This window comes from Brevundimonas sp., from assembly GCF_003248455.1.
Taxonomy (GTDB): domain Bacteria; phylum Pseudomonadota; class Alphaproteobacteria; order Caulobacterales; family Caulobacteraceae; genus Brevundimonas.
Genome location: NZ_QFNM01000001.1, coordinates 33,642 through 57,968, shown reverse-complemented (window position 1 = coordinate 57,968; position 24,327 = coordinate 33,642). Strand labels below are relative to the sequence as shown.

The 24,327-nt window shown below is 64.8% G+C and carries 25 protein-coding genes and 2 pseudogenes; 16 read left to right on the top strand and 11 right to left on the bottom strand.

Annotation, left to right across the window (positions count from 1 at the left end):
- The first annotated feature begins 165 nt into the window (after window positions 1–165).
- From DI624_RS00320 to DI624_RS00300, 5 genes are all read left to right on the top strand, one after another.
- Window positions 166–477 (top strand): helix-turn-helix transcriptional regulator, encoded by a 312-nt coding sequence (locus DI624_RS00320; protein ID WP_291535319.1) that lies wholly within the window; start codon window positions 166–168, stop codon window positions 475–477.
- Window positions 478–647: 170 nt separating this feature from the next.
- Window positions 648–3,158 carry a cation-translocating P-type ATPase gene (locus DI624_RS00315; protein ID WP_291535317.1) on the top strand — a complete coding sequence of 837 codons (2,511 nt, stop codon included), beginning with the start codon at window positions 648–650 and terminating at the stop codon, window positions 3,156–3,158.
- A gap of 13 nt (window positions 3,159–3,171) precedes the next feature.
- Window positions 3,172–3,987, top strand: coding sequence for an HAD-IA family hydrolase (locus tag DI624_RS00310; RefSeq protein WP_291535316.1), 816 nt, complete (start codon window positions 3,172–3,174; stop codon window positions 3,985–3,987).
- Window positions 3,984–6,302, top strand: coding sequence for a glycosyl hydrolase family 65 protein (locus tag DI624_RS00305; RefSeq protein WP_291535315.1), 2,319 nt, complete (start codon window positions 3,984–3,986; stop codon window positions 6,300–6,302). Before DI624_RS00310 ends, DI624_RS00305 begins: the two co-directional genes overlap by 4 nt.
- Window positions 6,303–6,304: 2 nt before the next feature.
- Window positions 6,305–6,973, top strand: a complete 669-nt coding sequence (locus tag DI624_RS00300) for a YoaK family protein (protein WP_291535313.1) — start codon at window positions 6,305–6,307, stop codon at window positions 6,971–6,973.
- Here DI624_RS00300 and DI624_RS00295 read toward each other — a convergent pair.
- From DI624_RS00295 to DI624_RS00275, 5 genes are read right to left on the bottom strand one after another with little or no spacing between them, the layout of a single operon-like run.
- Complete coding sequence (locus DI624_RS00295; protein WP_291535312.1) at window positions 6,970–7,386, bottom strand: cytochrome c; 417 nt, start codon at window positions 7,384–7,386, stop codon at window positions 6,970–6,972. The two genes, DI624_RS00300 and DI624_RS00295, sit on opposite strands and share 4 nt — an antisense overlap.
- Before the next feature lie 57 nt (window positions 7,387–7,443).
- Window positions 7,444–8,409, bottom strand: a complete 966-nt coding sequence (locus DI624_RS00290) for an L-lactate dehydrogenase (RefSeq protein ID WP_291535311.1) — start codon at window positions 8,407–8,409, stop codon at window positions 7,444–7,446.
- Between the two features lie 4 nt (window positions 8,410–8,413).
- The gene (locus DI624_RS00285; RefSeq protein ID WP_291535310.1) at window positions 8,414–9,133 is read right to left on the bottom strand and encodes an alternative oxidase; all 720 of its coding nucleotides are present in this window, start codon (window positions 9,131–9,133) and stop codon (window positions 8,414–8,416) included.
- A gap of 12 nt (window positions 9,134–9,145) precedes the next feature.
- Window positions 9,146–10,204, bottom strand: coding sequence for a histidine kinase dimerization/phosphoacceptor domain -containing protein (locus tag DI624_RS00280; protein ID WP_291535309.1), 1,059 nt, complete (start codon window positions 10,202–10,204; stop codon window positions 9,146–9,148).
- Between the two features lie 60 nt (window positions 10,205–10,264).
- On the bottom strand, window positions 10,265–10,813 hold the full coding sequence (locus DI624_RS00275) for a BON domain-containing protein (protein ID WP_291535307.1): 549 nt from the start codon (window positions 10,811–10,813) through the stop codon (window positions 10,265–10,267).
- A gap of 141 nt (window positions 10,814–10,954) precedes the next feature.
- Here DI624_RS00275 and DI624_RS00270 point away from each other — a divergent pair, with 141 nt between their 5' ends.
- Window positions 10,955–11,260, top strand: a complete 306-nt coding sequence (locus DI624_RS00270) for a hypothetical protein (RefSeq protein WP_291535305.1) — start codon at window positions 10,955–10,957, stop codon at window positions 11,258–11,260.
- Between the two features lie 155 nt (window positions 11,261–11,415).
- On the opposite strand, the gene DI624_RS00265 is transcribed toward DI624_RS00270, so the two are convergent.
- Window positions 11,416–11,739, bottom strand: a complete 324-nt coding sequence (locus tag DI624_RS00265) for an HPF/RaiA family ribosome-associated protein (protein WP_291535304.1) — start codon at window positions 11,737–11,739, stop codon at window positions 11,416–11,418.
- Window positions 11,740–11,769: 30 nt separating this feature from the next.
- Entirely contained in the window at window positions 11,770–11,988 is a 219-nt protein-coding gene (locus DI624_RS00260) for a hypothetical protein (RefSeq protein WP_291535302.1), read from the bottom strand.
- Window positions 11,989–12,267: 279 nt separating this feature from the next.
- Between DI624_RS00260 and DI624_RS00255 the strand changes: the two genes are divergently transcribed.
- Window positions 12,268–13,143, top strand: coding sequence for a universal stress protein (locus tag DI624_RS00255; RefSeq protein WP_291535301.1), 876 nt, complete (start codon window positions 12,268–12,270; stop codon window positions 13,141–13,143).
- A gap of 269 nt (window positions 13,144–13,412) precedes the next feature.
- Here DI624_RS00255 and DI624_RS00250 read toward each other — a convergent pair whose 3' ends face one another.
- The 3 genes from DI624_RS00250 to DI624_RS00240 form a co-directional block, all read right to left on the bottom strand.
- On the bottom strand, window positions 13,413–13,961 hold the full coding sequence (locus DI624_RS00250; protein WP_291535299.1) for a pyridoxamine 5'-phosphate oxidase family protein: 549 nt from the start codon (window positions 13,959–13,961) through the stop codon (window positions 13,413–13,415).
- A gap of 76 nt (window positions 13,962–14,037) precedes the next feature.
- Window positions 14,038–14,631 (bottom strand): cyclic nucleotide-binding domain-containing protein, encoded by a 594-nt coding sequence (locus tag DI624_RS00245; protein WP_291535296.1) that lies wholly within the window; start codon window positions 14,629–14,631, stop codon window positions 14,038–14,040.
- Window positions 14,632–15,081: 450 nt separating this feature from the next.
- The gene (locus DI624_RS00240) at window positions 15,082–15,558 is read right to left on the bottom strand and encodes a cytochrome c (RefSeq protein WP_291535294.1); all 477 of its coding nucleotides are present in this window, start codon (window positions 15,556–15,558) and stop codon (window positions 15,082–15,084) included.
- Window positions 15,559–15,608: 50 nt separating this feature from the next.
- On the opposite strand from DI624_RS00240, the gene DI624_RS00235 reads away from it, so the two are divergent.
- From DI624_RS00235 to DI624_RS00210, 6 genes and pseudogenes are all read left to right on the top strand, one after another.
- Window positions 15,609–16,442 carry a universal stress protein gene (locus DI624_RS00235; RefSeq protein ID WP_291535292.1) on the top strand — a complete coding sequence of 278 codons (834 nt, stop codon included), beginning with the start codon at window positions 15,609–15,611 and terminating at the stop codon, window positions 16,440–16,442.
- The gene (locus DI624_RS00230) at window positions 16,442–16,882 is read left to right on the top strand and encodes a hypothetical protein (protein WP_291535291.1); all 441 of its coding nucleotides are present in this window, start codon (window positions 16,442–16,444) and stop codon (window positions 16,880–16,882) included. Before DI624_RS00235 ends, DI624_RS00230 begins: the two co-directional genes overlap by 1 nt.
- Window positions 16,883–17,026: 144 nt before the next feature.
- Window positions 17,027–18,586: an acetyl-CoA hydrolase/transferase family protein gene (locus DI624_RS00225; RefSeq protein WP_291535290.1), complete on the top strand. Its 1,560-nt coding sequence runs from the start codon at window positions 17,027–17,029 to the stop codon at window positions 18,584–18,586.
- 251 nt (window positions 18,587–18,837) lie between these two features.
- Window positions 18,838–19,029, top strand: a pseudogene (locus DI624_RS00220) (Na+/H+ antiporter NhaA); the annotation flags it as partial.
- 18 nt (window positions 19,030–19,047) lie between these two features.
- A pseudogene (locus tag DI624_RS00215) lies at window positions 19,048–19,299 on the top strand (Na+/H+ antiporter NhaA); the annotation flags it as partial.
- A gap of 30 nt (window positions 19,300–19,329) precedes the next feature.
- Entirely contained in the window at window positions 19,330–19,725 is a 396-nt protein-coding gene (locus DI624_RS00210; RefSeq protein WP_291535288.1) for a hypothetical protein, read from the top strand.
- Window positions 19,726–19,832: 107 nt separating this feature from the next.
- Here the strand turns inward: DI624_RS00210 and DI624_RS00205 are convergent, their stop codons facing one another.
- On the bottom strand, window positions 19,833–20,069 hold the full coding sequence (locus tag DI624_RS00205) for a hypothetical protein (protein WP_291535286.1): 237 nt from the start codon (window positions 20,067–20,069) through the stop codon (window positions 19,833–19,835).
- A 146-nt stretch (window positions 20,070–20,215) separates the two neighbouring features.
- On the opposite strand from DI624_RS00205, the gene trkA reads away from it, so the two are divergent.
- The 3 genes from trkA (at window position 20,216) to DI624_RS00190 (ending at window position 24,288) form a co-directional block, all read left to right on the top strand.
- Window positions 20,216–21,601 carry a Trk system potassium transporter TrkA gene (gene trkA / locus DI624_RS00200; protein WP_291535285.1) on the top strand — a complete coding sequence of 462 codons (1,386 nt, stop codon included), beginning with the start codon at window positions 20,216–20,218 and terminating at the stop codon, window positions 21,599–21,601.
- Entirely contained in the window at window positions 21,601–23,091 is a 1,491-nt protein-coding gene (locus DI624_RS00195; protein WP_291535283.1) for a TrkH family potassium uptake protein, read from the top strand. Before trkA ends, DI624_RS00195 begins: the two co-directional genes overlap by 1 nt.
- 237 nt (window positions 23,092–23,328) lie before the next feature.
- Window positions 23,329–24,288, top strand: a complete 960-nt coding sequence (locus tag DI624_RS00190) for a glutathione S-transferase family protein (RefSeq protein WP_291535281.1) — start codon at window positions 23,329–23,331, stop codon at window positions 24,286–24,288.
- Window positions 24,289–24,327: the final 39 nt, after the last annotated feature.

Here is a 24,327-nt window from a genome sequence, read left to right as displayed (position 1 = left end):
CGGGTTGGAAAGGGATGAGACGCTGTTGGAAAAGCGCTTGGTCGCTAGGTTGCAAAGGCATGGCAGGCAGACGGCTCTCGCTTGACGCTCCCAAGACTGTAAGTTTCTGGGAAAGCCCTATATATTAGTATAGGCTAATTTAGCAAACATAAATGTTGTGACGCTGTGCCCGACTTCGAAAATGCTGATCTCGCCCGCCTTCAAGCCAGCGCCGCAGACGCGGCGGGTCTGCTCCGGGCGCTCTCCAACGAGAAGCGGCTGATGATCCTATGCCAGCTGGGCGAGCAGGAGTTGGCCGTCAGCCAGATGATGCCCGTTCTCGGCCTGTCCCAATCAGCCCTGTCCCAGCACCTGGCGAAACTGCGCGAAGAGGGGCTCGTCGCCACACGGCGGAACGGCACAACAATATTCTACCGCATCGCCGAGCCTTCTGTTCTGCGGGTGATCGCCGTCCTTGCCGAGATGTACTGCCCCTGAGAGGGTGTCCGGGTGAGCCTGACGGTGCGGGCGGGGCTGTCCCGAGAGCGCGCGCTCCGGAGGTCCAGGGTCCTTTGGAGCGGCTTGAGGCTTGACCTGCATCAAGGCGCCGGAGTCGGCCTGGCCTAGGATCCGAACGCCGCCAAAGAAGGCGCGCCGGAGACGATGACGTGCAAACCGTATGGCAGGGCCTGAGCGAGACCGAGGCGCTCGCGCGCCTTCGGACGTCTGGACCCAATGCGCTCGCCCCGGTCCGCTCACGCGGGGTGGGCCGGATCCTGGCCGGCACCCTGCGTGAGCCGATGTTTTTGCTGCTGGTGGCCGCTTCCGTCCTCTACCTCCTCATCGGCAACCTGGGGGAGGGGCTTTTTCTGACCTTGGCGGCTGCTGCGACGGTTGGTCTCGTTGTGGTGCAGGAGGCCCGCAGCCAACGCGCCCTGAAAGCGCTGCGCGACCTCGCGGAGCCGAGCGTGAGGCTGATCAGGGACGGGATAGAGAGGGTCGCGCCCGTCAACGGGCTCGTCCCAGGCGACATCATTCTGATTGGCGAAGGCCAGCGCATCCCTGCGGATGGTCGCCTCGTGGACGGCGATGTGCTGAGCGTCGATGAGTCCGCGCTCACCGGAGAATCGGCGCCGATCGCCAAGGCGACAGCGCGCACGGACCTGGACGGCCCTGCGTGTGACGATCGACTGTTCGCCGGCACCCTGATCGCCAGCGGGCAAGCGGTTATGAAGGTCCTTGAGACCGGACCCCGGACAGCCTTGGGCAAGATTGGCGCGTCGCTGGCGACCATTCGAACCGGTGCGACGCCCCTCCAGAAATCGACACGGCGGCTTGTCGCGGTGTTCGGGCTCCTCGCGGTCGCCCTGAGCGGCACGGTGACCGTCGCCTACGGTGTTCTAAGAAGCGACTGGATTCAGGCCGTGCTCGCCGGGATCACGGTCGCCATCTCGCTCATCCCCGAGGAGTTCCCGATGGTGCTCTCCGTCTTCATGGCGCTGGGCGCTTGGCGGCTCGCGCAGCACCGCGTTCTGGTGCGACGCGGCGCGGTGATCGAGACCTTGGGCGGGGCGACGATCCTGTGCGTCGACAAGACCGGCACCCTGACGGAAAACCGCATGTCGCTGACGCAGATCTGGCATCGGGACGGGATCAGCGACCTGCGCTCAGCCCAGCCCACGCAAGGGGCTCAGTTGATCCTGGCGGCGGCGGGCCGCGCCAGCGCAGTCACCCCGACGGATCCCATGGATAGGGCCATCCGCGCTCTTTGCCCGGTGGTTTCAGACGGAGCGCGTCTCACGGGGGCTTGGCCGTTAAAAAGCGGTCGCATGGCCGTGGTCCAGCAGTGGCGTCTGCAGGACGGCGGCCTGATTGCGGCGGCCAAGGGCGCGCCTGAAGCCATCTTCGCCCTCTGCCGCCTGACACCCGAACAGACCGCCCCGATTGCGCGGGGGCTGGACGTCATGGCCGCTGAGGGTCTGCGCGTCCTGGCGGTCGCCGACGTCTCGGGCAAGGATGCGGCATTTGAAGACCCAAAGGAGGCGACGTTCGCCTTCCTGGGTCTCGTCGGGTTCCTGGACCCGGTCCGGCCAGACGTCCCGGCCGCCCTCGCGGAGGCCCGTCGCGCCGGGATCGCGGTGGCCATGATTACAGGCGACTATCCGGCGACAGCGTTGGAAATCGCGCGGCAGTCGGGGATCGATGTCGAGGCGGGGGTCCTGACTGGCGATGATCTCGCCCGGTTGGATGGGCGCACCCTACAAGATCGCGTCCGCAGGATCCGGGTCTTTGCGAGGGTGCAGCCGGACCAGAAGCTGGCGCTGGTCGAGGCGTTCCGCGCCAATGGCGAACTGGTCGCCATGACCGGCGACGGTGTGAACGACGCCCCCGCGCTTCAAGCGGCGGATATCGGAATCGCCATGGGCCGGCGGGGCACCGACGTCGCGCGCGAAGCGGCCGACATCGTCCTGCTTGACGACAGCTTCGGCTCGATTGTGGGCGGCATCAGGCTTGGCCGGCGGATTTTCGCCAATCTGCGCAAGGCGTTGACCTTCATCGTGGCCGTCCATGTCCCGCTGGCGGGCCTGGCGCTCCTTCCAATCCTGCTCGGCGCGCCTCCCATGCTCTTCCCAGCCCACGTCATCTTCCTCGAACTGGTCATCGACCCGGTCTGCTCGCTCGTCTTTGAGGCCGAGCCGAGCGAGAAGGACGCCATGCGCAAACCGCCGCGCAAGGTCGACGCCGCTCTGTTTGGGCCGAGGCAGATCGCGTTCGGCGTCCTTCAGGGGCTCGTGATCCTCTTCGGCGTGCTGAGCTTCTATCTCTGGGCCCTGCAACAGATCCCCGAGACCCAAGCGCGGGCGGCGGCGTTCGTCGCCCTCGCCATGGCGAACATGGTGCTGGCGCTCACGGACTCCGCGTCTTCTGGCGTGCCCTTGTTCGACCCCCATCGCCGCATCTTCTGGGCCATTGTGGCGACGGCTTCGGCGGTGCTGACACTGTGCGTCTTTGTTCCACCCTTGGAGACCCTGTTCCGCTTTGAAGCGCCCCCTATGGAGGTCCTGGCGATGGCCCTTGGCGTGGCCGCCGTAACCGGGGGCTGGGCCGCTCCGACTCGCTGGCTGACCCACGCCTGGCGGGCGAGCCGCGCACCACCCGTGAGCCCGGCCAGGGCGTGACGAGGATCGGTCATTGATCTGGCTCAAGGCGCGACGGATCCGGACAGATCACAATCTGCGCCATGAGATGGCCTCGATGAGTTCAACCCCGCCCGATGATGAGATCGCTGGCCGATCCACGCCAACGGCGCGCTTGACCAGCGCGATCTTTGATGTCGACGGAGTCCTCCTACGCTCGCCGCATGAGCAGGCATGGCGCGAGGCGCTCGACGGGATTTGTGATCCCAGCCGCTTCACCGCGCAGATCTATCAAACCGAAGTCGCGGGCAAGCCCCGCCTCGACGGCGCTCTCGCGGCCCTGACCATATTGGGCGTGCCCGATGCCGGGACGCGGGCGCAGGCCTATGCCATCCGCAAACAGGCGCGGCTTGAAGAGCTCATCGCCGCCGGCGGCGTCGTGGCCTTTCCAGATGCTGTCCGGTTCGCCGTGGCCCTGAAAGGTCGAGGTCTTCGTCTGGCCGCGGCATCGTCCTCACGCAACGCCACCGCCATGATGCGATCCATCCCTGGCGACGGCGGCGGCAGCCTGTTCGATCTCTTCGACGCCGACGTGTCCGGACGCGCGGTGCCCCGTGGAAAGCCCGCCCCAGATCTCTTTCTGCTCGCCGCCCTCGAAATGCAGGCAGCGCCGGCATCCTGTTTCGTTATTGAGGACGCCCCGGCCGGAATCGCCGCCGCGCGCGCTGCGCGGATGCAGGCTCTGGGCGTGGCCCGCCGCGGTGAAACGGACCTGCTCGCCACGGCCGGCGCCGGCCTCGTCGTTGCAACCCTCGACGAGGTCGATGTTCCGGCCCTGGACTTGGGTCGGTTGGACCGGTGCGGCCCATGACGGCCTCGACCCCGGCCTCAGCCGCCTTCGACCCAACGGCGGATCCGGAATGGCGTGTCGACGCCATCGGCTACGATCCGTTTCGCGAGACCAGCCGACAATCACGCTTCACCCTCAGCAACGGCCTGATGGGGGTGCGGGGCGGGCGCGCTTTCACGCGCGGGGAACGGTGGATCACGCCCTCCCGGACCTCCGTGGCCGGCCTGTTCGCGACGGGGGATGCGATTGACGCCTTGCCACGGCTCGTCCCGGCGCCGGACTGGCTGCAAGTCCGCCTGTTGTTGCCCGACGGACCGATGGTCCACGAGCCCAGCGACGTGCCGTCCTATCGGATGAGCCTGGACATGAGCCGCGGGGCTCTGTTCACCGAGTGTCGTCACACCCGCGACAATGTCGCGGTTCGAGTCCACGAAATGCGGCTGGTCTCGGCCAGTCAGCGCGCCATTGGCCTGCAACGCATCCGCTTCCTGATCGAACAGGGCGACTCAGAGGTCCGCCTTGAGGCGCTGGTGGCGCCGGCCGACGCGGCGCTGAGGCTCGATCACGAGGAGCCGGCCCTGGCGGTCTGGCGCGCGCATCGTTCCGCCAAGGGTCTGGCCATGGCCGCCACCGCCTTCCTGACCGTCGATAACGTCGACCTGTCCGCAGACGGCTTGAACGGCCTCAGTATGGCGTGGAACTGGCAGACGTCGCCAAGGCAGGTCGTCGAGTTCTCACGGCTGGTCGCTCTGGAAATCGACGACGCCGGCTCCACCGACTTGGCGGCGCGCGCGCGCCAGGAACTCGACGCCGCTGTCCGTCTCGGCTGGTCTGGCGTGTTGGCGCGACACGAAGACGCCTGGTCACACCGGTGGCGCGCCAGTGATGTCCAGATCGAGGGCGACCCGGCGGCGCAACAGGCGCTGCGATTCGCCGCCTATCACCTGAACGGCGCGGTCAATCCGGACAATGAATTCGTCTCTGTCGCGGCGCGCGGACTGACAGGCGAGGACTATGCGGGCCACGTCTTCTGGGACACCGAGATCTTCCTGCTGCCCTTCTATTGCCTCACCTGGCCCGAGGCGGCGCGCGCGCTGCTGATGTACCGCTTCCACACGCTGGACGGCGCACGCGAAAAGGCCGCGCGCCTCGGATGGCGCGGTGCGCTCTATGCGTGGGAATCGGCGGACACAGGCGCCGATGTCACGCCGGACCAGGCCGTGGCGCCCGATCGGCAGGTGTTCGACATCCTCTGCGGTTCCCAGGAACAGCATATCAGCGCGGATGTGGCCTATGCCGTCTGGCAGTACTGGACCCTGACCCGCGATGAAGCCTTCCTGCTGAACGCTGGCGCGGAAATCCTGCTGGAGACCGCTCGGTTCTGGGTCAGCCGCGCGGTCCCCGAAGAAGACGGGCGCCGGCACATCCGAGAGGTGATCGGCCCGGACGAATATCATGAGAGCATCGACGACAATGCGTTCACGAACGTCATGGCGCGCTGGAACATCGAGCGCGGCGTCGAGGTGGCGAACTTGCTGCGGCAGCACTGGCCGGACCGGTGGGCCGCGCTTTCGATGGATTTGGGCCTGACCGATACCGAGTTCGCGAGCTGGCCGGCCGCCGCTGAAGCCCTCTCGACCGGTTTCAACGCTGACACGGGCCTGTTCGAACAGTTCGAAGGCTACTCCAACCTCGAAGACATCGACCTGCAGGCTTATGAAGGACGCTCCGTCCCGATAGACGTCGTGCTCGGTCGCGACCGCACCGCAGCCTCCCAAATCATCAAACAGGCGGATGTCGTGGCGCTCCTTGTTCTTCTGCCGGAAGCCTTCCCGGATGGTGCAGATGCCGCGAACTTCGCCTGGTATGCGCCGCGGTGCAGCCATGGCAGCTCGCTCAGCACTGCAATGCACGGTCTGGCCGCCGCCCGCCTCGGCCGGACCCGTCAGGCGCTTGACTATTTCCGGCGGACATCCGCGATTGACCTCAGCGACGCCAAGGCGGCGATCGGCGGGGGACTTCACATGGCCGCGCTCGGGGGGGTGTGGATGACGACGGTCATGGGGTTTGCCGGTGTTTCCTTCACGGAAGACGGGATCAGGCTGCGCCCTCAGCTTCCGCCGGACTGGACGACTATGCATATCCCTCTCCAATGGCGGGGGCGCGCGCTTGAGGTCGCCATCGACGCCGTCGGTCAGAGCCTCTCCATCGTCGTCAGGACTGGAGAGGCGATGGCGGCCTATGTCGGTGACGCGCGCTACTGGCTCGAACCCGGACAGCTTCAGCGGATGCCTCTTGCTTACCGGGACGGCGGTCCGTCTCTGGCGGCGGCGTAGCGGTGCTGCAGTCCGATAATCGCACGCGGGCGCTGGCCGCCGCCTTTTCCGCGGTCGCCGGCTATGTCGATGCGATCGGGTTTCTGGTCACGGGGGGCTTCTTCGTGTCCTTCATGAGCGGCAACACCACCCGGCTTGGGATCGGACTGGTCGAAGAGCCGGCGCACGCCGGGCTCGCGGCCTTGCTGCTCGTGACCTTCGTCATCGGCGTAATGCTCGGTGCGCTGGTCGGTCGGCTCGCCACGATCTGGCGGCGCCCCGCTGTGCTAGGCCTGGTGACCATTCTGCTCGCGTTGGCCGTGGTTCTTCACTGGCTTGGGGCCGGGCTGCTCGTGGCGATACCGATGGTGCTCGCCATGGGAGCCGAGAACACCGTGTTTGCGGAAGATGGCGAGGTCCGGATCGGTTTGACCTACATGACCGGCGCCCTTGTGAAGATGGGAAAGCGATTGACGGCGGCGCTTGTGGGCGGCGACCGGTTCGGCTGGGCGCCGTTCCTGCTTCTGTGGAGCGGGCTTTTGGCCGGGGCGATCATCGGCGCTCTGGCCTATCGCGCGTTCGGACCGAACGCCCTGGTCGGCGCGGTGTTCGTCATGGCAAGCCTGACGACAGTCACGCTCTTCATGGGGCCCCAAGAGAGCGCCGCGTCAGCAAAGGTTCGCCGCAGCTAGCGAGAGGCCTCGGACATCGGCCGCGACCGAAGCGTCTCCAGATAGGCGACCAGGTCGTCAATTTCGCTGGCCCTGAAAACGTAAGCGGGCATGGCGGGGTGAGAGGTGACAAGGCCTGTGGCGAAGGCTGTCTCAAGATCGTCAAGCGATCGGCGACGCACCACATCGCGGAAGGGCGGAGCGGACGCCAAGGCGCTCGATCCGGTGGGATCGATGGCGTGGCAACTCGCGCAGCCGATGATCGCCAGGGCGCGTCCGCGTGAGGCGGCCTCGGTTTGCAGGGCGATCGACAATGATGGAGTCTGGGTCGTCATCGGACCCTGGGATGGATTGGGAACGGCGGACTCGCACGAGGCCAGGGTCAGAGCAGTGACCAGGACCACGGTGTGGCGCGCGGCGGAGAGTAGGGACATACCCCGACATTGACCCGCGTTACGACACCCCGTCGTTGATCCAGGTCAACGGCAGGGTCACGGCATCAGCCCTGAAGCGGACAGGGATTCAAAGGCTGTCCGCAACACCTCGGCGGATGTCGCCAGCGCGGCCACCTCATGCGGATCAAGTTCGGGGGCGAGGATTTTCTCCACGCCTTCTGCGCCGATGATGCAGGGCAGACTCAAGCAGAGCCCAGAAAATCCATACTGACCGGTGAGCTGTGTGGACACCGGCAAAACGGCGCGCTCGTCGCGTATGATCGCTTCGCAAATGCGAACGATCGCTGTCGCCACGCCGTAGGAGGTATACCCCTTTCCCTTGACGATGTCGTAGCCAGCGTCACGAACCTGGCGCGCGATCAAGGCCTTGTCGATCCGAGGCTGGTCTCCACCGCAGGGATCGAGGGGCTGTCCGCCGATCCGGACCGTCGAAAAGCAAACGACTTCGCTGTCGCCGTGCTCGCCAAGGACGAGGCCCTCGATCGACGCCGGAGCGACGGCGAGCGCTTGCGACAGCGTCTGCTTCAGCCGGCTGGTGTCCAAAAGAGTGCCGGTGCCGATGACCCGCCCCGCAGGAAGTCCGCAGCATCCGGCGGCGACGAGGGTCATCAAATCGACCGGGTTCGCCGCGACGAGCAAGACGCCTTTGAAGCCCGCCCTCATCAGACTGCCCACGCAGTCTTTGACGATGGCTGCGCTTTCGGCCGCTACGGAAAGCCGGCTCTGCGACCCTTGCGTTGCGCCGCCGGCGGTGATGACGGCGATACCGGCGCTGGCGGCGTCAGCGTAGTCTCCGGCCCAGACCCGAGCGGGTCGCGCCAGGGCGTTGGCGTCGGCGATGTCCGCCGCCTCGGCTTCGGCCAGGGCGGCGTTCTGGTCGATGATGACGATCTCGCGCACGAGGGCGCGAAGCATGATGGCGTAAGCGGCGGTCGCACCGACGTGCCCGGCGCCGATGATCGCGATGCGGCCGAACGAAGGGACAGGAGACGCAAGAGACATCGGCTCAGGCCCGGATTTCTGCAGCGTGGGCAGGGTAGGGCGCGGCCTGGGCGCGATCGGTGATTTCGCCGTTCAAGGTGCTGGCGAAGCCGTGATTGACGTCGCGATGGTGAGCCTCGTCAGCCCGGACGAGGAGTACGACGTCCCGCAAGGTCGCATCCGGCGCCATCTTCCAGTAATGGATCGCGATCTCTGGTGCGGGGACATTGGGAGAACGGCCCTCGTCGATCTCGTTGAGATAGAGGGTGTAGCTGATCACCGCCTCCTCCTCGAAATAGCCGACAACCCGGTGAGCCGTGCGTGCGGACACCAGGTAGAGCAGGAAGAAGCCGACATAGAAGATCGCCTGGGCGAGTTGTATCACCAGCCGTTCGAAGTACGTCGGCTTGGCCACCTCGATGAAGGTCATCAGGTGCATGCGCTCGTTCTCCGCTTCTTCCATCAAGGTGCGGATCCAGCCGTCGTCGTCTTTCATCCGGCGCAGGCAGGTGAGGTGCTGGATCGTCGCTCCCACCATGCCGGGCACGGCCGCCACGGTCTCCAACACGATGGCCCGGTGTCCGTATCGCTTGGCGAAGAAGGTGTCGGCGCAGACCCGAAGGAGTTTGGTGAACCCCAGGGCGAACCGGTCCGAGAACCCGTGCGGCATATGGTGGATGGAGGGCTCCGCCTTCCGCTCTGCAGTCAGCGCCTCGTGATCGGGGGAGAGGATGGAGTTGACCATAGGGGCGTCCTTTCAGGACTTGGCGAGGGTGGAGGGAGGGCAGACGATCGACACGCGCAGCCCTGGCTTGCCGTTCGCCACGTCGATCACCGCGCCGAGTTGGTTGGCGAGCGCCTGGACGATGCCCGTGCCGAGTCCAGGCTTTGCTGTGCCTGGACCTTCGGGCAGGCCGACGCCGTTGTCGCAGACCATGAGCGTCCAGCCGTCGCCCTGCGCGCGATAATCGACATCGATTTCGCCGTCGCGATCGTTGGGGAAGGCATGTTTGAGCGCGTTGATCACCAGTTCGGTGACGATCAGGCCCAGGCTGACAGACTTCCCCGATGGGGCGATGCTGTCATCGACCGTGACCTTCAGGCTGAGCTGGTTGTGATCGCGGATCATCGAGTCCCCGATGCTACGGCACAGGTCCGTGAAGTAGCCGCGCAACTCCACGTCGCCCAGATCCGAACCGGCCAGCTGGCGCTGAACGGCAGCGACGGACATGATCCTCTGGTGAGCGTCTCGCAGATGATCGCGGCTCTCGTCCGATCCCACCTTGCGGACACCCTGCATCAGGACGCTGGCGATGATCTGAAGGCTATTGGCGGTTCGGTGCTGGACCTCCTGCACCAGAACAGCCTTGTCGCGGATGAGATCATCCTTCTGCCGGATGAGAGACTCTCGCTGGCGCTCTCTCTCAAGCGCGTTTGTGATGTCCTGGATGGAGAGCAAAAGCCGGACACCGTGTCCGTCGCCGTAGTCGAGACGTTGAGCGTTCACGACGAGGCGACGCACGCCTTGCGACGACCTGAGGTCCATTTCATAAGCGCGGATCGAAGCCTGCCCATAGGCGGTGGCCTTGAGCAACGACCAGAGCTGCGGCACATTCCATTCGCCGTCGCCAAGATCGGCAAGGCGCGCGCCAGGGATATCTTCGAGTCCGACGTTGAAAGTCTCCATGAAGCTCTGACTGGCGGCGACGACCGCAAGGTCGCCGTCGAGCAGCAAGACAGGCGCGACCGAGGCGGAGATTAGGGACAGCGCAAGATTCAACGCGGTGTCATGAGGCGGATCAAGTGATGTGGACATAGAGGGCCACTCCCGGGGGGCCATAACGCCAGCCGGATGTTCCGACCCAGGCATAGGGTTTCAAGATGTCGTCGACCGGCCGTAGTCACCGGGCGCCGGCCAGGCCCGCGTGATCGCCGACCGCCCTGGGTACGGCGCGGGCCTGCGCGAAGCGCCGATGGGGGGCGAGACGATGATGTCGTTGATGACGCCCAGGAGACCGTGCGCTTCGTGCACGGCGCTGCTCGCGGCCAGCCGCTGCCAAGCATGTTGCACTCTCCCGCTGAGGGTGAGGATGCCGTCATCGACGATGACCTGGATCTTCGCCCCTGCGACGATCTTGTCGCGTTCGAGACAGTCCACGGCGTCCCTGGCGATCGCGCCGTCAGAAAAGTCTTCTTCGCCAGGACGTCTGATTTCAATGTCCATCGCCAGGCCGTGGACGCCGTCGGCTCGAAGCGCAGCCTTTTGGGCGGCGATCCGCTGGGCCAGACTGTCGACCGAACCTCCTAGGGTGACCACGCAGCCGTCGTTCATCACCGTGATCGCGCCGGCGTCCAACTCCGGTTCGGACGACAGGGCCGCCCCGACAAGCGTGCTTAAGGTTTGGGTTCTCACGATGGCCTCCATCGCCGGAGCGGCCTGCTCGAGAAGAGCGTGTCCTGCGATGGCCGGACCCTAGGCCTGTCGCCCCGTCGTCACCTTGATCCAGATCACCGACTTGCAGCGTGGGGTCGGCTTCAGTGTGGGCGTCATCCAAAGGAGTCAGCCATGACGCATTCCGCCTTGAAGACCTTGAGCCGTGATCTGCACGCGCTTGCCGACGAAGCCGCCAACCACCTTCAGGACGCCGCAAAGAAGACTGGCGCAGACGCCGAAGACGCTGTCGCACGTTCGGCAGAGGCCATCACGCGGGCGGCCGAGCAGTTAAGCGAGGCGGCAGGTTCGTCCGCCGCAACCACGCGCGAACAGGTTTCGGCGACTGTGCGCGCCTATCCCGTTACGACCAGCGTGGTCGCCGGTGGACTCGTGGCCCTGCTCGCCACCTTCGCCTTGATCCGCTTCTCACAATCGTGACCGCAAACGCAGACCCCGGCGCCTTTGGCGCCGGGACCTGTCGTCGGTTCTTCGCGTCGGTCGCGCGTCTGAAGGATGATCCTGATTCCCCAGGCCTCACGACAGCGCGATCCTTGCACCCTTCAGTGCGGCGCGGCGGTCACCGGTTTTGGCGCCTAGTGACCTTTTCGGTCGGTCAGTTTTCCGAACGACCGATCCAGAAGCGTTGCGAGCTTGCCGAGCGCGCCGCTGGCGGCTTGATCAATCGTGTCGGCCTGCTCGCTGACCGACACCGGATCCCGACCCGCCGGGCGCGCTTCGATCTGGCATCGGATGTCACCGCCAATGCTTCGGTCGCCGTTCTCATCCCCGACGTGGAGTTCGACGCGCGTCAGGCGGTTTTCAAAGCGCGAGAGCCGATCGCGGACGACGGTTTCCAAATGCTCGACGACGGCATTGCGGCCCTCGAGGTTGTTCGAAGTGTTGATCTGAATATCCATGGTGTCTCCCAACTGTATGTAACTCAAAATTCAACGGACCTTGCGAGACCGCTCCAGCACAGGCCGTTGGCCCTCCGCATCAAAGGCGCCGGAGGGCGCGATCTTTGTATTGGGCGTGTCATTCATGCCCGGGTTCGAAGTCTGGTCGGGAGCGGGGTGATGGGGCGCCGGCGCAGCTGTCTTCATTTCCATCGCCCGTTTGGCGATCTCGACCTGCGCGGCGTCCTGTTCAGTCTGGTTCGACGACATAATTCTCTCCGTGATTGTTCTATGAAATTAGCGGTCGAGAGCGTTATTGGTTGCGGAGTCGCTGATCACGTTCGCATGATGAAAAAAGAATGCATGGGAGTCCAATATACAGTCATGAGAGCCGGTCTACTTTCTCTAGCGAGGACGGGATCGGCATATGAAACTGTTCCAAAAAGACCTGCGTGGCATTTGGACGCAGATATGCTTGGCGGAGACTTTCTGCCATTGCGCTCAAGTCTTTGACCTGGGTCAACGACCTCGTCGCCCTGGATGATGGAAATGTCGGCATTCAACGAGGATTGCCCCATGGCCATGACGGATATTCTGCTCCACATCGACAGCTATCCGGAGCCCGCGTCGCCGCAGTCGGTCGCGCGCGGCATCGCCATTGCGGGGGTCCTGGGCGGCACGCTCACCGGCCTGGTGGCGGAGGTGGCGTTCCCGGTCAGAAGCAATCATCTGGCCGACTATCTGATCGATCTCACCGGCCTGGCCCGGGACGAAGAAGGACGGTCACGCCGCCAGTGCGACGAAATCCTAATCGCCTTTGCAGCGGCGGCCGGCGCCGCCGGCGTCCCGTACGAAACCCTTCAGTCGCGCGCCCAGCTGTTCGACATATCGGGCAATGTCGCTTCGGCGGCGCGAACGCGCGATCTCTGCATCGTACCTTTGGGTGGGACCTACGACGGGCAGCAGGACGTCGCACGCGCTGTCCTGTTCGACTCCGGAAAGCCGGTGATCGTGTTTGACGACGCTATTCCGGATCGTGCGCAGACCCTTGATCTCGTGGTGCTCGCCTGGGACGGCAGCCGCGCCGCAGCAAGGGCGATGGCCGACGCCATGCCCATCCTGAAGCAGGCCGGCGAAGTTCGGGTCGTGACGGTCGCTGGCGACAAACCGGGAGTCGATGCCGACCGGAGCGTCGACGTCCTTCGTCATCTGGCCGGTCATGGCGTCAAGGGTGTCGCCGAGGTCGTCCCTGCCCAAGGTGAAGGCGTGGGTCAGATCCTGTCGACCTATGTCGCGAAACGCCACGTCGATCTTTTGGTGATGGGCGCCTTCGGCCACTCGAGAGTGAGAGACTTCATTCTGGGCGGCGCAACGCAGCACATGTTGAGCGCAACGATGACGGCGCCGGTGATGCTGTCGCACTGACAGAGGCTTCGCCGATCGGGCGCAACTGCTCTGTGCGTCGCTACTGGTGCGGAAAACGGGTCAGGACGGCAAGATCACAGAGCTGAGCAAGGCTGTCGTCCTGGCCGACGCAGCACCGCATGGGTCCTCATGCCGGCAGGCCGCAAGGCTGCAGACCCCGCTGTCCGGTCAGCGGTCAAGGCGACGGAAGGCTGGGGACGCCGACGACGGCGCGGCGGCGCTGGCCGGAGGGCCGGGTTCGGAGCCGACCCGCCGGCAAGGCCTCGTGGTCAGAACAACCGCGCTTCCAGACTGGCTGTCTGAGCGTCGTCGCGTTTTGCGGGCGCCGCCGATCGTGGCATGGCGGCGTCTCCGAGGGAGAAGCATTCGGTCTTGCTGCGTCCCTTGAAAGCGCTGATGGCGCAGATGAGCTCGGGCTTGACCTGAATGATTGCGACGGAGCTGCTCGCCGGGCAATAGACGCTGATCAACGGCCAACTGGCGAACATCAGCTGGTTGAGGCGCTCGACCTCATGAGCGTCCGTCACCTCGGCGGCGCGGGCCGCCATAGACACTCCGACGGCGCCGCTTGCATCGCCGTGCGCATGGATCGCGATCGAGACGCGAGGATCGGCCTGGAGATTGGCCAGCTTCTGGCTCTCGCGGCCGGTGACGAAATACAGGTTCAGCCCGTCGTTGATGTAGCCGACTGTGGTCACCTGAGGCCATCCGTCCGGTCGATTGATCCCGATGCTTAGGAGCCGTTCGTGAGCCAACAGGCGCGCGATCGCCTCGACCGCCTCGCCGGAAATGGGCGGATAGATGTCAGGCGTCGTCATGGTCTAGATCTCCTCAGGTCCTGCCCATTAGCGCAAGCGCGCCGCGCGAGCCTTGATCTGGCGCAAACAGCTTCGGTCAGACTTCGCCAAGCGCGTGCTGCCGGAGCCGCAGCGGACGTTCGACGATGAGTTCATTGCGCGACGGCATCGAGATCAGTCCCTTGACCTTCATCCGGGTGAGAACGCGGCTCACGGTCTCAATGGTCAGGCCGAGATAGTCGGCGATCTCGCCGCGTTTCATGGGCAGGCGGACGTGGCCCGGCGCCGATGGACGGGCCGGATCGTTCCCGGGCAGATCGAGCAGGAAGGACGCCATCCGCTCGATCGCCGTCTTGCGGCCCAGAAGCAACATCTGGTTTTGGGCCGCCGCAAGCTCGTGGGACGTTCGATGCAGCAGCATGTGCTCGAGAGGCTGCGACTGCGTGACAAGCGCGCGGAAGGGGCCCTTGCGGAACCGACACACGGTCGAGGGTTCCATAGCCTCCGCCGAGAAAACATAGGTCTCGCCGATCGCCAACCCGAGAAAATCGCCCGCGAACAGGAAGCCTGTGATTTGACGTCGCCCGTCCGGCAGCAGCTTATAGACCCGCAGCGACCCCGTCGTGATGTTGAAGACATGCGGCGCCGGCTCGCCTTCGCGGATCAGTACGGCGCCCGTTCTCAGTTTCATCACCTCGGCCAGGTCGCCGAGTCGTTGAAGATCGGGCGCATCAACGGCCCCGCAGACGCTGAGCGCGCGAGCGCCGCAGCTGTCGCAATCGGCGACCTTGGGCCGTTCGGCACATCCGGGGGGCGGAGGTGATCGCGGCGCAAGCAAAGGCTTCGTAACGACCAACATAAGACACTGTGCGCCCAGATGGGGCGATCACCTAGGCAATTGCTTGACCTGGATCAAAATGACGCTGCCGGAAATATTGAAGTCGGCCACTATCGTCTCAAATGTAAGCTTCGCCTTGGAAGGATTGATAGCCGATCGTGATGGAGCGTCCTGTCGAGCGGTCGCGTTTTTCTTGAAGGTTTACCGCTCGACAGCAATCTATTTGCATCGCCTGAGCAGCCATCTCGGCCCCTTCGCCCTTTTCGAAACCTTCTCCGGACGGGCGCGAAGGCCCGGACAAAACTAGGGGCGAGTGGGTTGTCGCACAGCGCGCCTCGGCTGGGCGGGGCGGCTTTGGATGGAGGCCAGGTAGGCGATCAGGTCCCGGTTATCGGCTGCATCGAGCACGAACTCCGGCATCGTGGTGTGGGCGGTGGAGAAGCCTTCGGCAAAGGCTTCCCCCAACTCTTCGACGGGGTAGCGTTGACTGAGGTCCCGCAACGGCGGGGCCTGCGACAGCGGGCTTGTCCCTTCGGGACCGATCGCATGACAGGCTGAACACTGCGCCTGGGCAAACGCCCTTCCGCGCTGAGCCGAAGCGGGCAGGTCGAGGGCAGGGACATCCGTCATGGGGGTAGCCGAGAGCGCCGTCGTGTGGTCTGCCCCCGCGCACGACGCAAGCAGTAGTGCCGCCACGGCGGACCGGATGACCATGGGTGAATCCTCGAGGGAAAAGCGTTTCTCCCAGAGTTCGGCCCGAAATTCGTTGATCCCGATCAATGCGAGACGTTCGCCGTTGCGATCTCCTGTCGGCTCACAGGAGGCCGGCGATGAACTACTCGAGCGTGATGGTCCACGTCGAAGACAACGAGGTCGGCATGGCCCGCGTAAGGCTCGCGGCAGACATCGCCGCCCGTTTTGGGGGCCGTGTCTTAGGTGTGATGGGGAGCCCGACGGAGGCTCCGGCGACAGACGGCGACACGAGCGGAGCCATGCTCGGCGAAGCGGCGACCCTCTACCAGGACATTGGGGCGACACGGGTCAACAGGGCCGAGGCGGCGTTCTGGGAAGTCGCGAATGCGACGACAGGGCGGTTCGAGTGGCGCGGACGCACAGGTTGCCCCCGCGAGGTCGTGATCCAGACCTTGCGGGCGGCGGACATCCTGATGCTTGGCCAACGCCGGGTGGAGACGGCTTCCATAGAGGCGCTCGATCCGGCAGACCTTCTGATGGCCACGGGGCGACCCCTGCTCATAGCGCCGTCGCATCCCGAGCGCGGGCCCATTGGTGAGGCGGCCGTCGTCGCCTGGACCGACAGTCCGGAGGCCCAGCGCGCCGTCCTGGGCGCCTTGCCGATGTTGAAGTCAGCCTCAGGGGTCCATGTCATCGAGATCGCGGCAGAAGGCGCCCTCTCAGGCGCTAAGGTGCGAACGGCCGATGTCGCGGACTATCTGGGAACCCATGGCGTCGTCGCCAGCGCACACGTCGTCCGGAGCGACGGATCGGCACGGGGCGAGCAGATCATTCGCTTCGCCCAGACCGCCCGAGCAGGCCTCATCGTCGCTGGCGGCTCTGGACACGCTCAGATGCGTGACGGGGCGTCGGGCGGTGTCACCCATGACCTTCTCATCGGTGCTCCCGTCTGTCTGATCGTCAGCCATTGATGGATCGTCAAACCCGCGTCGCGGAAGCCCCAGCAGCACGCCTGAACAAAACCAGGCGGGAGTCCGAGATCTCGCCGCGCGCGCCCGCGGATCTCATGATCGAGGCAGTGCGAGGGCTCCATACGCTCATCTATGCCGTGATGACGGGCGCCACCGCCATGCTCATTTTCGTCGCCATCACTGGCGAGGCCTTGGCGACCCTGTCCGTCATCGGCCCGCTTCTGGCGGCGGAGATCGGGCTCTTCGTGATGAGCGGCCTGAGTTGTCCGCTGACAACCGTTGTGAACCGGCTCGCCCAGGGGCAAGCGTGTGTTCCCGACACCTATTTGCCTGAACGGCTCACCCGCCACACGTTTGTGATTTTCGGGCCGGTTCTCGCCGTGGCGCTGATGCTGCTCGCCGCGCGGGCGGTGGGCATCATCGGTGCGGCGCCGCCTTGACCTGTCAAAGGCCGCCCTCGACCGCTGTCGACGTCGCCTGTTGGCAGGGTGCGCGAAGGGAGCCTGTTTGCGCGCGAAGACGCCGAGGAGATCGAGCCGGGCGGCGGCCTGCGGCTGGGACTGTATTGAGCATTGGAACCGAAGATGACTGATCAACGCATCCTTAGCGCGGAACATCGCGCCAAGATCATGTCGGCCGAGGACGCGGCTCGGTTGATCGAACCGAACACCACGGTCGGTCTCAGCGGCTTCACGGCCTCGGGTTATCCGACGGCAGTGCCCTTGGCGCTCGCCGCCCGGATCGAGGCCGAGCATGCGGCGGGGCGACCCTTCAAGCTGCGTATCTGGACCGGCGCCTCGACCGGACCGGAGTTGGACGGCGCCCTGGCCAAGGCCGACGGGATCGAGTTCCGGCTGCCTTACAACTCCGACCCGACCTGCCGTGACAAGATCAACCGTGGCCAGATGGAGTATTTCGACATGCACCTCAGCCAGGTCGCGCCCGCGGCCTGGCAGGGCATTCTTGGCCCGCTCGATACGGCGATCATCCAGGTGACGGGCATCCGGGAAGACGGAGCGCTGATCCCCGCGTCGTCAGTGGGCAACAACAAGACCTGGCTCGATCGGGCCACCCAGGTGATCCTCGAGGTCAACCATTGGCAGAGCCCCGAGTTGTTGGGCGTGCACGACGTCTACTACGGCGCAGCGCTGCCGCCAAACCGTGTGCCCATCCCGCTGGTCCGTTCAGGCGACCGGATCGGCGAACCCTGTTTCCGTTGTGACCCCGAAAAGATCGTCGCCATCGTCGAGACGGACCGGCCGGATCGCAACGCCGGGTTTACGATCCCTGGCGCCGACGACCTCGCCATCGCCGGGCATTTGCTGGAGTTTCTCGAGCATGAGGTGAAGAAGGGCCGCCTGCCGCCGTCGCTGCTGCCGCTGCAGTCAGGCGTTGGAAACACCGCCAATGCGGTCCTGACCGGTCTGATCGAGGCGCCGTTCGAGAACCTGACCGCCTACACGGAGGTGATCCAGGACGGGATGATGGCGCTGCTGGACAGCGGCAAGCTGCGAATGGCGTCATCAACGGCCCTCAGCCTGAGCCCGGACCTCAGCGAGAGCGTCAACCGACGCATGGGCGGATATCGCGACCGGATCATCCTGCGCTCCCAGGAGATCAGCAACCATCCCGAGTTGATCCGGCGTCTCGGCGTCATCGCGATGAACGGAATGATCGAGGCGGACATCTACGGCAACGTCAACTCGACCCATATTATGGGCTCGCGCATCCAGAACGGCATCGGCGGCTCCGGTGACTTCGCCAGGAACGCCTATATCTCGATCTTCATGAGCGCATCGACGGCGAAGGGCGGGGCGATCTCGACGATCGTCCCTCACGCCTCGCATGTCGATCACATCAACCAGGATGTCCAGGTTATCGTCACGGAGCAGGGGCTTGCGGACCTTCGCGGCCTGTCGCCCAAGCAACGCGCGAAGGTCGTGATCGAAAACTGCGCCCACCCCATCTATCGGCCGATGCTGGCGGACTACTATCAGCGGGCTGTAAATGGATCATACGGCCAGCAAACGCCGATGCTGCTTGACGAAGCACTGTCCTGGCACAGGCGATACCTAAGCACCCAATCCATGGTCCAGGCGTCGCTTTCGGACGGGAGCTTCGAGGTGGCGCGGTCAAGTCAATGATCGCGCCATGACGCACGGTGTCGCCGACGCTTATGGCGTTTCGCGCCGACAATCCGGTTATGAGGCGTCGAGGAAGCTCCGCTGGCGGCATGATCGGCTCATCTCTGATCGTCCATCTTTGATGTCTGGTCGATATCAGCTAAGGACTGACGTAGAAATCAGGCCGCTGCGCGGCCAGGCTGGCGTCGCTGTGGCGATGAATCCGGTCCGACGCCCGTCGATAACCTGGCGTCACGAACGCTTCAGCATTGATGGAGGCCGCCGTGGCGCGCAAATTGACGCTCGATTTTCTGGAGACCGAGGCTGCGTCCGGCACGGTTCTGGGCCTCGCGGCGGTCGCCGTCGCCAACTCACCCTGGTCGGCGGATTATTTCACATGGCTAAAGAGCACCCATGCGCTTCAGATCGGTCCGATCCGTCTGGAGGAGACCATATCCGATTGGATCAAGGAAGGGTCGACCTGGATGCAGGTCTACGGCGTGTCGCTCCTGTGCGGCGTCGGCTTCACGATGAGCCTCTTCATCGGCGTTCTCGCCTTCCCGGGCGCGGTGGATTCGCCCGAGCAGATAGAGGTCAAACTCGGTGTCATCGGCGGTTCGATCCTGTCAGCGATCGGCGCAGCCATTGTGCTGGGCCTTGCGAGCCGACGTCGGGAAGTCGATCCCGTCGCGGCGGACCCGAACGTCGAACCGATCGGCGTCGAGCAGTCCTGAAGAACGGGCCGGCATATGCAGGAAACATCAATGATCGTCTGGGCCTCAAGAGGCTTCGTCGTGCTTGTCGGAGTCTGGCTCGTCGGGCTGGGCGTATTTATGCTGGCCCGGCCACGGCTGGCCTTGGCCGCTCTCGCCCGGCTCGGTGGGTCGCCGGGCGTTCATATCGGTGAGATGATGCTCCGCCTCCTCGCCGGGGCCGCGTTCCTGATCGCCTCGGCGTCCACCCGCCATCCGACCTTGATGTCCGTCGTGGGCCTGTTCCTGGTTCTGTCGGCCTGTGTGATCCTGGCCTTGCCGCGTCTGTGGCACGCGGCCTATTCGGCTTGGTGGGCCAAGCGAATCCCGGTGGGAGGCGTCCGGGCTATCGCGCCTGTTTCCATCGCGATGGGAGGGCTGGTGATCTGGGTCCTCGTCCAGCCCTGATGCGCGTTGGCTTTGGCACGCTGCGTTGTCGGACCTATTGGGGAGTTCGCGAGGCAGGAGTCTACCTTGCCCGCGCCGAACGGACCTCGAAACGCAGAATGAAAGCCTCAGGGCTCGGCCCCTGTCCATTTGGCGACCACGTCACCAGCCGGCGCCTCCGTGGTCGTACCGCTCGGGACAGGTCGGTGGTGAACACTGAGCACGGTGAGATATTGCACACGCCCCTCATACTCCACCGCGATGCGGTCGGCAGGCGACGGCAGGCCCAGAAAGTGGAACTCTCCCCAGTCCTGGGATGGGTCCTTGCTGGAGCCACGCTCAACGAGCAAACGAGAGGTGACCATATCTATCCTCCTTATCGATGCCTCAGGGACGCAGGGAAAGCGCCACGCGTCAACGCAGACCGGCGGGGATTAGCCGGCAGCGTCGTTGAGCCGCAGTGCGTGATCGGCTCTGATCTCGCAATCCGCGAAGCGGACCAGAGGCACTCATGAAGGTCATTGTCTGCGGCGCGGGCCAAGTCGGCACGACGATTGCTCGGCACCTGTCGACCGAAGGTATGAACGTCACGGTCATCGATCTGGATGAGGACCAGATCAGGCGTGTGGATGAGAGCTATGATGTCCGGGGCGTCGTGGGGCACGCCTCTCATCCCCACGTCTTGGCTAACGCCGGCGCGCGCGACGCCGACATGCTGATCGCCGTCACTCAGTCCGACGAAGTCAACATGGTCGCCTGCCAGGTCGCCTATTCCCTCTTCGGCGTCAAACGCCGGATCGCCCGTCTACGCCACGCCGGATACCTCGCCCAGGACAAGGCCGGCCTCTACGCCGCCGAACACCTGCCGATCGACGTCATCATCTCTCCCGAAATCCAGGTCGCCGAAGGGATCAGTCACCGCCTGCGCGCGCCTGGCGCCTTCGACATGGTCCCCATGGCGGGCAACCGGGTCGAGTTGCTGGGCATCCATGTGGACACGGGGGGCTGCGCGATCCTCGACCGGCGTCTGGCCGACTGGCAGGATGGCGAGGCCAGCCAACCCATGTCCATCGTAGCCATCATGAGGGACGGCCGGTCCTTCGTCCCCGACCGCGATGATCGCCTGCAGATCGGAGACGACGTCTATGTCATCGCCCCCACGGCGCGCGTAAGCGAGGTGATGGCGCTCTTTGGCCATCGGGACAAGATCGCCAGGCAGATCGTGATCGTCGGCGCGGGCAATGTGGGTGTTCACCTGGCTCAGAAGCTGCGGCGCGCATCGCGCCGCATCTCGATCACCCTGATCGAACAGAACAAAGCCCGGGCCGAAGCCGTGGCGCGCGAACTCGGCTCGGGTATCATTGTCTTGCAGGGGGATGCCCTGGATCGCGACCTCCTGGACGAGGCTCAAGTCGGCCGGGCCGAGACCGTCGTCGCGGTCACTAATGATGACGAAACGAACATCTTCGTGTCGGTCCTGGCCAAACAGGCTGGCTGTAGGCGCGCTATCACCCTCGTCAACAAACGCACCTACGAGGGCCTGATCCCCACTCTCGGCATCGACGCCGTGGTGAGCCCCAGCGCCGTCACAATCTCGTCGGTGCTGCGGCATGTGCGCAGGGGGTCGATTACGGCCCTCTACACGCTTCGCGAGGATTTCGGGGAGGTTATTGAGGCTGATATCACCGCGGCGTCGAGGCTGCTGCGCGCGCCGTTGGGAATGCTGGGCCTGCCGCCCGGGATGCGGATCGGCGCGGTCGTCCGAGACGGCGTCGCCTTCGTGCCGAACGACGACACCCAACTGCAGGAAGGCGATCAGGTGATCGCCCTTGTCACTTACAGCTATCTCCGACTGGCGGAGGCCTGGCTCGGGGCCGAGCAGGGACGCAAGCGGTGATGGCCGGCACACGACCGGTGAAGTCGGAGTCTTTCTGGGGCCTGGCTCCGGTGGTCCACGTCATCGGCCTGGTTCTGCTGGCGACAGCCGGGATGATGCTGTTTCCCCTGATCGTCGACCTGGCTTACGGAAACGCCGACTGGACGGCGTTCGCCTGGTCTGCAGGCGTCGCCGCGGTCATCGGCGCCGCCGCCACGGTCTCAAGCCGGGGCGCCCTGCGGGCAGGCCTGACCGTTCGCCAGGCCTTTCTGCTCACCCCCCTGACATGGTTCAGCGTCGCCACCGTCAGCGCCGCGCCATTTTTCCTGTCGGACTTTGGCAGTGTCAGCGGCAGCCTGCCTGACGCTGTGTTCGAGGCCGTCTCCGGCATCACGACCACGGGCGCCACTGTCATCTCGGATCTGGAGCGCGCGCCTCCCGGCCTGCTCCTCTGGCGGGCGTTGCTCCAATGGATGGGTGGCATCGGCATCATCGCAACCGCCATCGCCATTCTGCCCACGCTTGGAATCGGGGGCATGCAGCTATTCCGTACAGAGTCTTCCGATCGCTCCGAGAAGGCCATGCCGCGCGTCAAGCAAATCGCGGCGACGCTCAGTCTCGTCTATCTCGGGCTGACGGTAGTCGCCTTCCTTGTCTACTGGGTCCTCGGGATGGGTCCGTTCGACGCTCTGGCCCATGCCCTGACATCCATCGCCACCGGCGGGTTCTCGACGTCCGACCGATCTTTCGGCGCCTGGAGCGAGAACGGCATCCAGTGGTTCGGGGCGCTCTTCATGCTGGCGGGGGCCGTCCCTTTCGTCCTGTATGTGCGTTTCATTGCCGGAGATCGTAGAGCCTTCTTCGATCGTCAGGTTCGGACGCTGCTGATCGTCGTTGCCGCCGTGACCGCCGGCCTCGGCGGGTGGCTGGCGGCCTCGGGCCAGTTCGGCCTCGAGGCGGCGTTCCGGCATGCCGCCTTCAACGTGGTCTCCGTGGTCACCACCACCGGGTATGCGACAACGGATTACCAGCTCTGGGGCAACGCTGCCGTGGGCCTGTTCTTCGGGCTGATGTTCGTTGGCGGGTGCACGGGATCGACCTCAGGCGGCATCAAGATCTTCCGTTTCGAGGTCATGGCGGTGATGCTGAAGGACCATTTCGATCGTTTGATACATCCTAGAGGAGTGTTTCCGCGCTCCTATGCCGGACGGCCCCTCGCCGATGATGTCGTGGGATCGGTCGTCGCCTTCGTTTCCGTCTTCTTCGTCTCCTACGCGGTCCTCACTATCGCCCTCATGGCGATCGGGCTGGACTTCCTCACCAGCGCCAGCGGCGCCGCGACGGCGCTCTCTAATGTCGGGCCGGGTCTGGGGACCATCATCGGCCCGGCCGGCACCTTTGCGCCTCTGCCGGCAGAGGCGAAGTGGCTTCTGTCGTTTGGCATGCTGCTCGGGCGGCTGGAACTTTTCACCATCCTGGTTCTCTTCTTTCCTCGGTTCTGGAAGCGCTGAGCCACGAGGTTGCCGGCCGCCGCAGTACAGCCATCCGCCACAGACAGGAACGGATCGTCGCGGAGACATGCAAGTGTGGGACTCGGTCGCTCATGGACGTTGAGGGCGCCGCCTGACGGCTAGCGGCCATGGTGACCGTTTGTCGCGGGTGAGACGATCGGCGCTGCGACACGACAGCTCCACTAGGGATCAACCGCAGCTTGGGCTCGTTCAGAGCAATCCAAGTAAGGAGCGCCTATGGGACAGATGATCGATGGACGGTGGCGCGCGGGAGAGGCCACCGAAGCCAGCAAGGGCGGCGACTTCAAGCGCCAGGACAGCGGATTTCGCGACTGGATCACGGCGAAAGGCGAGCCGGGTCCTGATGGCCAGCCGGCAGTCTGCGCCGAAGTCGGCCGTTTCCACCTCTATGTCAGCCATGCCTGTCCCTGGGCCCATCGCACCCTGATCGTCCGCGCGCTCAAACAGCTTGAACCGCTGCTCCCGGTTTCCGTGGTCCATCCCCTGATGCGTGACGACGGATGGACGTTCCAGGCGGGGGAAGATGCCACCGGCGATCTGGAAAACGGTCTCGACTTCCTCTGGCAGCTCTATGCCAAGGCGCGCCCCGACTATTCCGGCAAGGTGACCGTTCCCGTCCTCTGGGACCGGAAGGACAGCAGGATCGTCAACAATGAATCGTCAGAGATCATCCGCATCTTCAACCGGGCCTTCGACGATCTCGGCGCCACGAGTTTGGATCTCTCCCCCCCGGACCTGATTGATGAGATCGATCAGGTGAACGCGAGGGTCTACGAGGCCGTAAACAACGGTGTCTACAAGGCGGGGTTCGCGACGACGCAGCTGGCGTATGAGTCCGCCGTGTTTCCGCTGTTCGATGCCCTCGATGAGCTGGAAGCGCGCCTGAACACTTCAGAATGGCTGGTTGGGGACCGAATGACCGAGGCCGATATCCGTCTCTTCACCACCCTGATCCGGTTCGACGCCGTCTATTCCACTCACTTCAAATGCAACCTGCGGCGGATCGCGGACTACCCCGCTCTGTCGGCGTTTCTCCAGCGCATGATGGACATCCCGGCGATCGCCGGCACGGTCCACTTTGCACCGATCAAGACGCACTATTACGCCAGCCATCTGGATCTCAACCCGTCAGGGATCGTCCCGGCCGGACCGATCCCTGCGTGGGGTCGTCGCTGACAGTCCAGAAGACGTGTCGCCCGCCTTCGCGCGAGTACC

Coding starts and splice junctions, on each gene's coding strand:
- trkA (WP_291535285.1), top strand. CDS start 20,216: ATGAAGGTCATTGTCTGCGGCGCGGGCCAAGTCGGCACGACGATTGCT.
- DI624_RS00210 (WP_291535288.1), top strand. CDS start 19,330: ATGATCGTCTGGGCCTCAAGAGGCTTCGTCGTGCTTGTCGGAGTCTGG.
- DI624_RS00255 (WP_291535301.1), top strand. CDS start 12,268: ATGTCGGCATTCAACGAGGATTGCCCCATGGCCATGACGGATATTCTG.
- DI624_RS00250 (WP_291535299.1), bottom strand. CDS start 13,961: ATGACGACGCCTGACATCTATCCGCCCATTTCCGGCGAGGCGGTCGAG.
- DI624_RS00290 (WP_291535311.1), bottom strand. CDS start 8,409: ATGTCTCTTGCGTCTCCTGTCCCTTCGTTCGGCCGCATCGCGATCATC.
- DI624_RS00195 (WP_291535283.1), top strand. CDS start 21,601: ATGGCCGGCACACGACCGGTGAAGTCGGAGTCTTTCTGGGGCCTGGCT.
- DI624_RS00270 (WP_291535305.1), top strand. CDS start 10,955: ATGACGCATTCCGCCTTGAAGACCTTGAGCCGTGATCTGCACGCGCTT.
- DI624_RS00260 (WP_291535302.1), bottom strand. CDS start 11,988: ATGTCGTCGAACCAGACTGAACAGGACGCCGCGCAGGTCGAGATCGCC.
- DI624_RS00225 (WP_291535290.1), top strand. CDS start 17,027: ATGACTGATCAACGCATCCTTAGCGCGGAACATCGCGCCAAGATCATG.
- DI624_RS00245 (WP_291535296.1), bottom strand. CDS start 14,631: ATGAAACTGAGAACGGGCGCCGTACTGATCCGCGAAGGCGAGCCGGCG.
- DI624_RS00280 (WP_291535309.1), bottom strand. CDS start 10,204: ATGTCCACATCACTTGATCCGCCTCATGACACCGCGTTGAATCTTGCG.
- DI624_RS00295 (WP_291535312.1), bottom strand. CDS start 7,386: ATGTCCCTACTCTCCGCCGCGCGCCACACCGTGGTCCTGGTCACTGCT.
- DI624_RS00275 (WP_291535307.1), bottom strand. CDS start 10,813: ATGGAGGCCATCGTGAGAACCCAAACCTTAAGCACGCTTGTCGGGGCG.
- DI624_RS00285 (WP_291535310.1), bottom strand. CDS start 9,133: ATGGTCAACTCCATCCTCTCCCCCGATCACGAGGCGCTGACTGCAGAG.
- DI624_RS00265 (WP_291535304.1), bottom strand. CDS start 11,739: ATGGATATTCAGATCAACACTTCGAACAACCTCGAGGGCCGCAATGCC.
- DI624_RS00230 (WP_291535291.1), top strand. CDS start 16,442: ATGGATCGTCAAACCCGCGTCGCGGAAGCCCCAGCAGCACGCCTGAAC.
- DI624_RS00190 (WP_291535281.1), top strand. CDS start 23,329: ATGGGACAGATGATCGATGGACGGTGGCGCGCGGGAGAGGCCACCGAA.
- DI624_RS00205 (WP_291535286.1), bottom strand. CDS start 20,069: ATGGTCACCTCTCGTTTGCTCGTTGAGCGTGGCTCCAGCAAGGACCCA.
- DI624_RS00305 (WP_291535315.1), top strand. CDS start 3,984: ATGACGGCCTCGACCCCGGCCTCAGCCGCCTTCGACCCAACGGCGGAT.
- DI624_RS00235 (WP_291535292.1), top strand. CDS start 15,609: ATGAACTACTCGAGCGTGATGGTCCACGTCGAAGACAACGAGGTCGGC.